Origin of the sequence: Streptococcus cristatus, assembly GCF_019685515.1 — a bacterium.
In the GTDB taxonomy this organism is placed as follows: Bacteria; Bacillota; Bacilli; order Lactobacillales; family Streptococcaceae; genus Streptococcus.
Genome location: NZ_JABFFN010000001.1, coordinates 1,458,604 through 1,469,615, shown reverse-complemented (window position 1 = coordinate 1,469,615; position 11,012 = coordinate 1,458,604). Strand labels below are relative to the sequence as shown.

Sequence of the window (11,012 nt, the reverse complement as noted above, 5' to 3'; positions counted from 1 at the left end):
TAATATATTTTATTTATTTAAAAGGCTTAATTATGATTAATATAATAGATTTATTTAGTGGTGCAGGCGGATTAACTGAGGGATTTAGAAATCAGCAATATAAAATATTGGGACATGTAGAGAAAGAAAAAGCGGCTTGTGAAACTTTAAAACTTAGGGAAGTATATTATTATTTAAAGAAAAAAAATAAATTAGGACTTTATAATGATTTTCTAAATAGTAAGACTAGTATAGAGGATTTGTTGAAACATGTACCTCAAGAAAAATTGAATAAAATTCTTAACTTTGAAATTAGTCAAGAAAATATTCACAGTATTTTTAGTTTTTTTGATGATTTAGGGGAAAACGTTGATGGAATTATAGGTGGTCCTCCATGTCAAGCTTATTCAACCATTGGAAGAGCTAGAAATGCAAGTAAAAAGTCTTCAGATGAAAGAATTTATTTATATAAATTTTATATACATTTTTTAAACAAGTATCAACCCAAATTTTTTATTTTTGAAAATGTAAAAGGATTATTGAGCTTTAGAGATGCTGATGATGAGTTTTTATTACCTAGAATGAAAAAAGAATTTGAAGAGGCTGGCTATTCTTTAGGTTATGAAGTTTTAAATACTAAAAACTATGGTGTCCCACAATCAAGAGAAAGACTTATTATTTTTGGAGTGATGAATGAGAAAAAAGAACTCATTCAAGAATTCTTTAAAAATCTTAAAAAATATGAAGAAAATGAGGTGGATGTTAAAACAGCTTTTCAGGGATTACCTAGTTTGAAGGCGGGAGAAGTAAACAATTCTTATACAAATTTATCAAATGATTATGTTGAACAAAATTTTTTACAGGATTCTAAAACGCCATTAACTCAAAATATTGCAAGACCAAATAATAGCAACGACTTAGCAATTTATAAAATTGTAGCAGAAGCTAAGAAAAATGGTAAAAATATTAAATATAGTGAACTTGACTCAAAGCTAAAAACCCATAAACATACGGATAAATTTTTGGACAGATTCAAAGCTCTTTCATGGAATTCTCCATCACATACAGTAGTTGCACATATTTCAAAAGATGGTCATCATTATATTCATCCAGATACAAAACAAAATAGATCAATTACTGTGAGAGAAGCAGCTAGATTACAGGGATTTCCAGACAATTACTATTTTTTAGATTCTAGAACCAGTGCTTTTACTCAAATTGGTAATGCAGTTCCTCCAATTTTTAGTAAAAAGATGGCTGATGCGATTTTAACATTGGAATTTAAATAAAAATCAACATATGTTCATCATTATTTAGAAATTGAACATATGTTGATTTTTTAGTTACAAAAGATCGAACGCAGCAAGAAGTTGAGGAGCTACAGCATTCCATATTGTTTTTAAGGTATCAAATTGAGGAAAATTATGAGCATCATGCATTAATGTATTTAAATGCTCCGTTGCTCTTATACTTGAAAATTCGGCAATTAGGCTTTGAACTCTATTTGAAGCTATTTTTCCTTTTCTAGAAAGCAGTCGAACCATGGTTTCATACTTAACTTTAAACGAAAGTTTGTCAACTTCATTTTCGGCAGTTAGTGTTTTTGGACGGTTATTTTCTATTATTAGATTATGAGTACTTGCTTCCACCCAGTAGCGTTTCAATAATGTTGTTGTTGTACTTTCAATCATAGCACGCAATAGTAAGCCTTGGGTTAAAATGAAACGATCGATATTTTTATCTTCTGCCGCTTCTAACATCTCTTCCCTGAGCATTCTAATTTTTGAACCAATCGTTTTTGGAACAATAAAATTAGTCGGGACTAATTCTTTATACACACTGTGATCTTTTTTATATGAGGTAGTTGATTTTATTGCAGTTTTTAAAATAGATTGTTTTGTTTGTTCAGGTATATCAACATTATCATTTTCTAATGCTTTACTGATTTCATTGATGCTTTCTTTATCTTCGGTTGATAATGTAGTTTCTACTAAGGAGGAATTTTTTTGTATATTTTCTTGCGCTTTTTTTTCTTTTGCTTCAGAACGTCGCTTTCTCCATTCTCTTTGAATAATCCCAATTAGTTTGTTAAGATTTTCTTTGATTTCTATTAACTCCTCATCAGCTTCCCACCTAATCGATTGTCTATCTGTTGAAATAAAATCTTTTTTATTATCATCATCAAGAAAATCAATATTAAAGTACCCAGCTGCATAGCTATAGAAATTATCATTTGCTCTATCTTGAAATTGTGTAACAGATTGTTCACTTGCTAGCTTCCCTCTAGACAGTACTGAAAATCCACGTTGGTTTGCTTGTAAAGGTGTTTTCTTGGTATAAATAATTCCGTTTATATGAAACTCTTTAAGTTTATGAATGACTATCTGAGATTGTTTATTTGTAAGAGTTTCAAAATCATCTGGAAAAGAAAAAGTAAACTCAGTTTCAACTTCCTTGGGTCGTATACTATTGATAAATACCTCTTCATCTAATTCCTTAATGGTACCGTCATCGCTTGCTAAAGTTACTAAAAAATCTGTACGGGAATACTTGTTAAATCTTTTAGAAAGACTATCATATAATGTATCGATTTTAGTCAGATTTTTTAAAGTAATGTCTTTAATGGTTATTTTTGTACCATTTGGTTCGTCAGTTTGAACATTGTAATGAATTGTTTTTGGATGATAGGTATTATTTGATGAGCCCTGTATGTCATTATAATTCAATTCAAAAGAGTTTAGTTTCTTATTTTGAATGCTATCAATAATAATTGTATTAGCGATACCAAATAAAGCTAGTTTTCCAAGTCCTTTTTTTCCTGTAACTTTTCTGCCGTTTTTCGATAGTCCGGTTTCATTTTTTTCATCATTTATTTTATCTGTCAATCGTCTATTTCTAGCAATGGTCAAAAAATTTTCATTTAGCTCTTGTGCTGACATACCATTGCCGTCGTCTGATACGGTTATTATTTTTTCTCGATAATTAATATGAATTTTAACATTATGGCTATCAGCATCCCAAGAATTGCTGATGAGTTCGGCAATTGCCTGTGGTAACTGTTTATATAATCCAATACCTAGATGTTGAATCGTTGCAGCATGGTAGTTAAGTGTAAATTCTTCAGACATATCGGACTCCTGTGTTTAATATTTTGTTAAATATAGTATATCATATTTTAAAAGTAAAATATCTTTAATACTGGTCATTCATTTTGATTCAAATCTATTTTGTATTGGATTCATAATAGTAGTTTGACAACACGGTAATTGCTGCTGCAACAACATTTATTATTTTTTTTGACATAAGCTACCTCCAAGTAATATTTTAACAAATATTTTTAAATTTACCATGTGATAAAATCAATTGATTTTTACTTAATAAATCATAGATAAATCTATTTTAACCTTTGACTATTCCGCAAAATTATCGTACAATAAAGAGTACATGATAAAATGTGGTCAGAGTCTGTTCGCTCTGGCGATAGTAGTAAAAATGAGGAGAAACGCTTTGGAATTAGAAGTATTTGCTGGGCAAGAAAAAAGTGAACTATCTATGATTGAGGTAGCGCGTGCTATCTTGGAACTTCGTGGTCGCGATCATGAGATGCATTTTAGTGATCTTGTAAACGAAATTCAAAACTATCTTGGAACATCAAACAGCGATATCCGTGAAGCCTTGCCGTTGTTCTACACAGAGTTGAACTTTGACGGTAGCTTCATCTCTCTTGGAGACAACAAATGGGGTCTTCGTTCATGGTATGGTGTAGACGAAATTGACGAAGAAATCATCGCTCTTGAAGAAAGTGATGACGATGAAGTAGCACCAAAAGCTAAGAAAAAACGTGTCAACGCCTTTATGGATGGTGATTCAGATGCCATTGACTACAATGCAGATGATCCAGAAGACGAAGATGCATACGAAGCAGACCCAGCTCTTTCATATGATGATGATAATCCAGATGATGAGAAAAATGAAGTGGAAGCTTACGATGCAGAAATCAACGAAATCGCCCCTGATGACTTGGGTGAAGACGTGGATCTCAACGAAGAAGACGACGAGTTTTCTGACGATGACGCAGAAACGAGTGAAGAAGAGTAAAAGACTATACAGAGGAGATCGCCTGATCTCCTTTTTCGTTCCTTGAGCAGGCCATCCGTTTGGATGTGGATCTTTAGTTGGTTTTCTGAAAGTAATCTTCTTTTTTCATCTTTTACCAACTCGGGTTGACAAATGTTCTGCTTTGAGGTATTATATTGTTCGGGCACCTCTTTTAGAGGTCGGGGCTCCCTAGTAACTAGGGAGCTATTTTTGTTTTTTCAGGAAGTTTTCTTGAAATGTCGTTATTCATAAGGGTCTTGTTTTCTATCTCCCCTCGTAGTTAACAAGGCCTTGAGTATTTTAGAAAGAGGAATCTATGTCTACGAAATATATTTTTGTAACTGGTGGTGTGGTGTCGTCTATTGGGAAAGGGATTGTGGCAGCAAGTCTAGGCCGTCTCTTGAAAAATCGTGGTCTAAAAGTGACTATTCAGAAGTTTGACCCTTATATCAATATCGATCCGGGAACCATGAGCCCTTACCAGCACGGGGAAGTCTTTGTGACAGATGATGGGGCTGAGACAGATTTGGACTTGGGTCACTATGAACGTTTTATCGATATCAATCTCAATAAATATTCCAATGTGACAACTGGTAAAATCTACAGTGAAGTTCTTCGTAAGGAACGCCGTGGCGAGTACCTTGGCGCAACTGTTCAAGTCATTCCTCATATCACAGATGCTTTAAAAGAAAAAATCAAGCGTGCCGCTGTAACGACCGACTCGGATGTCATTATCACAGAGGTAGGTGGAACAGTAGGAGATATCGAGTCCTTGCCATTTCTAGAGGCCCTTCGTCAGATGAAGGCAGATGTGGGTGCAGATAACGTCATGTACATCCATACAACCTTGCTTCCTTACCTCAAGGCTGCTGGTGAGATGAAGACCAAGCCGACTCAGCATTCTGTAAAAGAATTGCGCGGTTTGGGAATCCAGCCAAATATGTTGGTCATTCGTACAGAAAAACCAGCTGGTCAGGGCATTAAAAACAAACTGGCCCAGTTCTGTGATGTAGCACCAGAAGCCGTTATCGAGTCTTTGGATGTCGAACACCTTTACCAAATTCCCCTGAACTTGCAGGCACAAGGTATGGACCAAATTGTTTGTGACCACTTGAAATTAGATGCACCAGCAGCGGATATGACAGAGTGGTCAGCCATGGTGGACAAGGTCATGAACCTGAAAAAACATGTCAAGATTTCCCTTGTCGGTAAGTATGTGGAGTTGCAAGATGCCTACATCTCTGTGGTCGAAGCCTTAAAACACTCTGGGTATGCCAACGACGCAGAAGTGAAGATTAATTGGATCAATGCCAATGATGTGACGGTAGAGAATGTGGCAGAGCTCTTGTCTGATGCGGACGGAATCATCGTACCAGGAGGTTTTGGCCAACGTGGTACGGAAGGGAAAATTCAAGCCATCCGTTATGCGCGTGAGAATGATGTCCCAATGTTGGGAGTCTGCTTGGGAATGCAGTTGACTTGTATCGAGTTTGCTCGTCACGTTTTGGGTCTTGAAGGTGCCAATTCTGCTGAACTTGCACCAGAAACAAAATACCCTATCATTGATATCATGCGTGACCAGGTTGATGTTGAGGATATGGGTGGCACCCTTCGTTTGGGACTTTATCCATCTAAGTTGAAACGTGGTTCTAAGGCAGCAGCTGCTTACCATAATCAAGAAGTGGTGCAACGTCGTCACCGTCATCGTTATGAGTTTAACAACGCCTTTCGTGAACAGTTTGAGGCAGCAGGTTTTGTCTTCTCAGGAGTTTCTCCAGACAATCGTTTGGTAGAAATTGTGGAAATTCCTGAAAATAAATTCTTTGTAGCTTGTCAGTATCACCCTGAACTGTCAAGCCGTCCAAACCGTCCAGAAGAACTCTACACTGCCTTTGTCACTGCAGCAGTTGAAAATAGTAACTAGTTATCTTCTAATCTCTGAGAGCAATCTCAGAGGTTTTTTAATTCATTCAGGAACTCAGGCGCTTGGCAATAAGAATTAGACTCACTGAGGGAAGAGATTTTCCTTGCTCGTATACGGCTTCCCTATTTGTCCTAGAGCCCTTTTTGTGTTACAATGAATGGTATGAAAGCTAAGAAATTATGGATGACTGGCTTGACTGTGGCTGGTCTAAGTGCCCTTGCTTTAGGGGCTAAAAAAGCAGCAGATAACCACAAACTCATGAAGTCTCAAGAAGAGTTGACCGCTATCGTGCGCGAACTTTTCTCAGATATGGGTGAGATTGCGACTCTCTATGTTCAAGTCTACGAAAGTAGCCTAGAGCGACTTGTCGGAGGAGTCATTTTCGAGGATGGCCGTCATTATACCTTTGTCTATGAAAATGAAGATTTGGTCTATGAGGAGGAAGCCTTATGATTACTCCCAATAGTATAGAAGAGCTTGCAGGTTTTGTCGAGCAAGATGGCAAGAAGGTTTTCCTTTTTGTGGCGGACTGGTGTGGCGATTGTCGTTATATCTATCCATCCTTGCCAGAGATTGAGGAGACCAATCCAGAGTTCACCTTTATTCGAGTGGACCGTGACCAGTACATGGATCTAGCCAAACTCTGGGATGTGTACGGGATTCCTAGCCTTGTTGTGCTAGAAAAGGACACGGAAATCGGCCGATTTGTCAATCGCGACCGTAAAAGCAAGCAACAAATTAACGACTTTTTAGCAGGACTGAAATAGGAGAAAATGGAAAGAATGATTTTTACATATAATAAAGAGCATGTTGGCGATGTCCTTATGATCATCGTGAAAAATAGCGGAGATGCCAAGTTGGATGTGGAGCGCAAAGGCAAGGTAGCCCGTGTTTTCCTCAAAGAAAATGGAGAAACAGTAGCTTGGAATATTTTCGAAGTTTCAAGTTTATTTGAAATTGCAGAGCGTGGTCAAGTGTTTTTGACAGATGAGCAAGTAGAACGTTTGAACCAAGAATTGCAGGCGGAAGGCTTTGCAGAAGAGATTGTCAATGACAAAGAACCTAAGTTTGTCGTCGGTGAGATTGTTGAGATGGTAGCTCACCCAGATAGCGATCACCTTAACATCTGCCAAGTGGCTGTTGCAAGTGACAAGACAGTGCAAATCGTTGCAGGAGCACCTAATGCGCGTGTTGGATTGAAAACTATTGTAGCTCTTCCTGGAGCGATGATGCCAAAAGGCAATCTCATTTTCCCAGGCGAACTTCGCGGTGAAAAGAGTTTTGGGATGATGTGCAGTCCTCGTGAATTGCATCTACCAAATGCTCCGCAAAAACGTGGGGTTATTGAATTATCAGAAGACCAAGTGGTCGGAACTCCATTTGACCCAGCCAAACACTGGACGTCCTAGGAAATTGTCGGTATTTGATAGACCAGATAGAGGGGGATAAGATGGCAAAAAATGTTGTGATTACAGGGGCGACCTCAGGAATTGGTGAAGCGATTGCGCGTGCTTATCTGGAGCAGGGGGAGAATGTCGTTCTAACAGGGCGACGGACAGACAGACTAGAGGCCCTCAAGTCAGAGTTTGCAGAAACTTTTCCAAATCAAACCGTTTGGACCTTTCCACTGGATGTCACGGATATGGCTATGGTAAAGACTGTCTGCTCCGATATTCTTGATGCTATAGGACAGATTGATATCTTGGTCAATAACGCTGGACTAGCTCTTGGCTTGGCTCCCTATCAAGACTATGAAGAATTGGATATGCTGACCATGTTGGATACCAATGTCAAGGGTTTGATGGCAGTCACTCGCTGTTTCTTACCAACAATGGTAAAAGTCAATCAGGGGCATATTATCAATATGGGATCGACCGCAGGAATTTATGCCTATGCGGGTGCAGCAGTTTACTCAGCCACCAAGGCAGCAGTTAAAACCTTTTCAGATGGCCTGCGAATTGATACCATCGCAACGGATATCAAGGTGACGACCATTCAACCGGGAATCGTCGCAACAGATTTTTCTACAGTACGCTTTCACGGTGACAAAGAGCGAGCTGAGGCGGTCTATCAGGGAATCGAAGCCTTGCAAGCTCAGGATATTGCAGATACAGTGGTCTATGTGACCAGTCAGCCTCGTCGCGTGCAGATTACAGATATGACTATTATGGCCAATCAACAGGCGACAGGTTTCATGGTGCATAAAAAATAAAGAATCTCCTCAAAAAGTTACAAATTTCTGTAACTTTTTTTATTCCTTGCGAATAGATAAGTAGGAGGAAGAAAATATGTATAATAAAGTTATTATGATCGGGCGCTTGACGTCTACACCAGAATTGCACAAAACCAACAATGACAAGTCAGTAGCGCGCGCAACAATTGCTGTGAATCGTCGTTACAAAGACCAAAATGGAGAACGCGAAGTCGACTTTGTCAATCTTGTTCTTTGGGGGAAATTGGCTGAAACCTTGGCAAGCTACGCAACTAAAGGTAGTCTTATCTCTGTGGATGGAGAACTTCGTACCCGTCGCTTTGAGAAAAATGGCCAGATGAACTATGTGACCGAAGTTCTTGCCACAGGATTCCAACTTTTGGAAAGCCGCGCCCAACGTGCTATGCGTGAAAATAATGCAGGACAGGATTTGGCAGACTTGGTTTTGGAAGAGGAGGAATTGCCATTTTAATACTCTTCGAAAATCTCTTCAAACCACGTCAGCTTCACCTTGCCGTAGGTATAGGTAACTGACTTCGTCAGTTCTATCCACAACCTCAAAACACTGTTTTGAGCAACCTGAGGCTAGCTTCCTAGTTTGATCTTTGATTATCATTGAGTATAAACATTGAAAAGTCTGAGTTGGTCTCAGGCTTTTTATCTTGCCAAAGTCAGACTTTTTTCTTGACTATTTCTGACCAAGTGATACAATAGAACTATGGATTAGCACTCGGTTACAAAGAGTGCTAATAATATGTAGTTCATCATGGAGGAAAACAGATGTTGAAACCATTAGGAGACCGTGTGGTCTTGAAAATCGAAGAAAAAGAACAAACTGTTGGAGGCTTTGTCCTTGCAGGCTCAGCCCAAGAAAAAACAAAAACAGCCCAAGTTGTAGCTACTGGACAAGGTGTTCGTACCTTGAACGGTGACTTGGTAGCTCCAAGCGTTAAGGCTGGAGACCGTGTCTTAGTTGAAGCACATGCAGGTATTGATGTCAAAGATGGCGATGAAAAGTATATCATCGTAGGCGAAGCCAACATCTTGGCAATCATTGAAGAATAGAAGGAGAAAGTAAGTATGTCAAAAGAAATTAAATTTTCATCAGATGCTCGTTCAGCTATGGTTCGTGGTGTTGATATCCTAGCAGACACAGTTAAAGTAACCTTAGGACCAAAAGGTCGTAATGTTGTGTTGGAAAAATCATTTGGCTCACCCTTGATTACCAATGACGGTGTTACTATTGCCAAAGAAATCGAGTTGGAAGACCATTTTGAAAATATGGGTGCCAAATTGGTATCAGAAGTAGCTTCAAAAACCAATGATATCGCAGGTGACGGGACAACAACTGCAACTGTTTTGACTCAAGCTATCGTACGTGAAGGAATCAAGAACGTCACAGCAGGTGCCAACCCAATCGGCATTCGTCGGGGGATTGAAGCAGCAGTTGCTGCTGCAGTAGAAGCCTTGAAAAACAATGCCATCCCTGTTGCCAATAAAGAAGCCATCGCTCAGGTTGCCGCTGTATCTTCTCGTTCTGAAAAAGTCGGTGAATACATCTCTGAAGCCATGGAAAAAGTTGGTAAAGACGGAGTCATCACCATTGAAGAGTCACGTGGTATGGAAACAGAACTTGAAGTTGTTGAAGGAATGCAGTTTGACCGTGGTTACCTTTCACAGTACATGGTGACAGATAGCGAAAAAATGGTGGCTGACCTTGAAAATCCATACATTTTAATTACTGATAAGAAGATTTCCAATATTCAAGAAATCTTGCCACTTCTAGAAAGCATTCTTCAAAGCAACCGTCCGCTCTTGATTATTGCAGATGATGTAGATGGTGAAGCTCTTCCGACTCTTGTATTGAACAAGATTCGTGGAACCTTCAATGTCGTAGCTGTCAAAGCACCTGGCTTCGGTGACCGTCGAAAAGCCATGCTTGAAGACATCGCTATCTTGACAGGCGGCACAGTCATCACAGAAGATCTTGGCCTTGAGTTGAAAGATGCGACTATTGAGGCGCTTGGTCAAGCAGCGAGAGTAACTGTGGACAAAGATAGCACTGTTATCGTAGAAGGTGCTGGAAATCCTGAAGCTATTTCTCACCGTGTTGCGGTTATCAAGTCTCAAATTGAAACTACAACATCTGAATTTGACCGCGAAAAATTGCAAGAACGCTTGGCAAAATTGTCAGGTGGTGTCGCAGTGATCAAGGTCGGAGCTGCAACTGAAACTGAGTTGAAAGAAATGAAACTCCGCATTGAAGATGCCCTCAACGCTACTCGTGCAGCCGTTGAAGAAGGAATCGTTGCAGGTGGTGGAACTGCTCTTGCCAATGTCATTCCAGCCGTAGCTGATTTGGAATTGACAGGAGATGAAGCAACAGGGCGTAATATTGTTCTCCGTGCCTTGGAAGAACCTGTTCGTCAAATCGCTCACAATGCAGGATTCGAAGGATCTATCGTTATTGATCGCTTGAAAAATGCGGAAGTTGGTACAGGCTTCAACGCAGCGACTGGCGAGTGGGTCAACATGATTGAAGAGGGAATCATTGACCCAGTTAAAGTGAGCCGTTCTGCCCTTCAAAATGCAGCCTCTGTAGCTAGCTTGATTTTAACAACAGAAGCAGTCGTAGCCAATAAACCAGAACCAGTAGCCTCAGCTCCAGCAATGGATCCAAGCATGATGGGCGGGATGATGTAAAAGCAACTTATAAAAAACACAAAAGGAGGGAACATAATCCCTCCTTTTAAGATTTTCTCTTCTAAATAGATTTGAGCTCTCCTAACTTATATGATA

11 protein-coding genes are annotated in these 11,012 nt (G+C 39.2%); 10 read left to right on the top strand and 1 reads right to left on the bottom strand.

From position 1 onward, the window contains the following. Positions 1–32: 32 nt before the first annotated feature. Positions 33–1,268: a DNA cytosine methyltransferase gene (locus tag FOA33_RS07160; protein ID WP_221161116.1), complete on the top strand. Its 1,236-nt coding sequence runs from the start codon at positions 33–35 to the stop codon at positions 1,266–1,268. 54 nt (positions 1,269–1,322) lie between these two features. Here FOA33_RS07160 and FOA33_RS07155 read toward each other — a convergent pair whose 3' ends face one another. Continuing rightward, a complete protein-coding gene (locus FOA33_RS07155) occupies positions 1,323–3,107 on the bottom strand; it encodes an ATP-binding protein (RefSeq protein WP_221161115.1) in 1,785 nt (594 codons plus the stop codon). A 379-nt stretch (positions 3,108–3,486) separates the two neighbouring features. Between FOA33_RS07155 and rpoE the strand changes: the two genes are divergently transcribed. From rpoE to groL, 9 genes are all read left to right on the top strand, one after another. Beyond that, on the top strand, positions 3,487–4,077 hold the full coding sequence (rpoE, locus tag FOA33_RS07150) for a DNA-directed RNA polymerase subunit delta (RefSeq protein ID WP_057489407.1): 591 nt from the start codon (positions 3,487–3,489) through the stop codon (positions 4,075–4,077). Between the two features lie 316 nt (positions 4,078–4,393). Continuing rightward, positions 4,394–6,001, top strand: a complete 1,608-nt coding sequence (locus FOA33_RS07145) for a CTP synthase (RefSeq protein WP_221161114.1) — start codon at positions 4,394–4,396, stop codon at positions 5,999–6,001. A 153-nt stretch (positions 6,002–6,154) separates the two neighbouring features. After that, positions 6,155–6,454 (top strand): DUF4651 domain-containing protein, encoded by a 300-nt coding sequence (locus FOA33_RS07140; protein WP_221161113.1) that lies wholly within the window; start codon positions 6,155–6,157, stop codon positions 6,452–6,454. Then, positions 6,451–6,768, top strand: coding sequence for a thioredoxin family protein (locus FOA33_RS07135; RefSeq protein WP_221161112.1), 318 nt, complete (start codon positions 6,451–6,453; stop codon positions 6,766–6,768). The genes FOA33_RS07140 and FOA33_RS07135 overlap by 4 nt, the downstream gene beginning before the upstream one ends. Positions 6,769–6,783: 15 nt before the next feature. Further along, entirely contained in the window at positions 6,784–7,410 is a 627-nt protein-coding gene (gene ytpR, locus FOA33_RS07130) for a YtpR family tRNA-binding protein (RefSeq protein WP_084932732.1), read from the top strand. A 41-nt stretch (positions 7,411–7,451) separates the two neighbouring features. Beyond that, positions 7,452–8,213 carry an SDR family NAD(P)-dependent oxidoreductase gene (locus FOA33_RS07125; RefSeq protein WP_221161111.1) on the top strand — a complete coding sequence of 254 codons (762 nt, stop codon included), beginning with the start codon at positions 7,452–7,454 and terminating at the stop codon, positions 8,211–8,213. A gap of 76 nt (positions 8,214–8,289) precedes the next feature. Next, positions 8,290–8,685: a single-stranded DNA-binding protein gene (locus FOA33_RS07120; RefSeq protein ID WP_221161110.1), complete on the top strand. Its 396-nt coding sequence runs from the start codon at positions 8,290–8,292 to the stop codon at positions 8,683–8,685. A 308-nt stretch (positions 8,686–8,993) separates the two neighbouring features. Continuing rightward, a complete protein-coding gene (gene groES / locus FOA33_RS07115; protein ID WP_000917320.1) occupies positions 8,994–9,278 on the top strand; it encodes a co-chaperone GroES in 285 nt (94 codons plus the stop codon). 15 nt (positions 9,279–9,293) lie between these two features. Continuing rightward, the gene (gene groL, locus FOA33_RS07110) at positions 9,294–10,916 is read left to right on the top strand and encodes a chaperonin GroEL (RefSeq protein ID WP_221161109.1); all 1,623 of its coding nucleotides are present in this window, start codon (positions 9,294–9,296) and stop codon (positions 10,914–10,916) included. Positions 10,917–11,012: the final 96 nt, after the last annotated feature.

What these genes read in the sequence shown, in the direction of transcription:
- FOA33_RS07155 (WP_221161115.1), bottom strand. Translation starts at nt 3,107, where the DNA reads ATGTCTGAAGAATTTACACTTAACTACCATGCTGCAACGATTCAACAT.
- groES (WP_000917320.1), top strand. Translation starts at nt 8,994, where the DNA reads ATGTTGAAACCATTAGGAGACCGTGTGGTCTTGAAAATCGAAGAAAAA.
- FOA33_RS07160 (WP_221161116.1), top strand. Translation starts at nt 33, where the DNA reads ATGATTAATATAATAGATTTATTTAGTGGTGCAGGCGGATTAACTGAG.
- FOA33_RS07125 (WP_221161111.1), top strand. Translation starts at nt 7,452, where the DNA reads ATGGCAAAAAATGTTGTGATTACAGGGGCGACCTCAGGAATTGGTGAA.
- FOA33_RS07120 (WP_221161110.1), top strand. Translation starts at nt 8,290, where the DNA reads ATGTATAATAAAGTTATTATGATCGGGCGCTTGACGTCTACACCAGAA.
- FOA33_RS07145 (WP_221161114.1), top strand. Translation starts at nt 4,394, where the DNA reads ATGTCTACGAAATATATTTTTGTAACTGGTGGTGTGGTGTCGTCTATT.
- ytpR (WP_084932732.1), top strand. Translation starts at nt 6,784, where the DNA reads ATGATTTTTACATATAATAAAGAGCATGTTGGCGATGTCCTTATGATC.
- FOA33_RS07140 (WP_221161113.1), top strand. Translation starts at nt 6,155, where the DNA reads ATGAATGGTATGAAAGCTAAGAAATTATGGATGACTGGCTTGACTGTG.
- groL (WP_221161109.1), top strand. Translation starts at nt 9,294, where the DNA reads ATGTCAAAAGAAATTAAATTTTCATCAGATGCTCGTTCAGCTATGGTT.
- FOA33_RS07135 (WP_221161112.1), top strand. Translation starts at nt 6,451, where the DNA reads ATGATTACTCCCAATAGTATAGAAGAGCTTGCAGGTTTTGTCGAGCAA.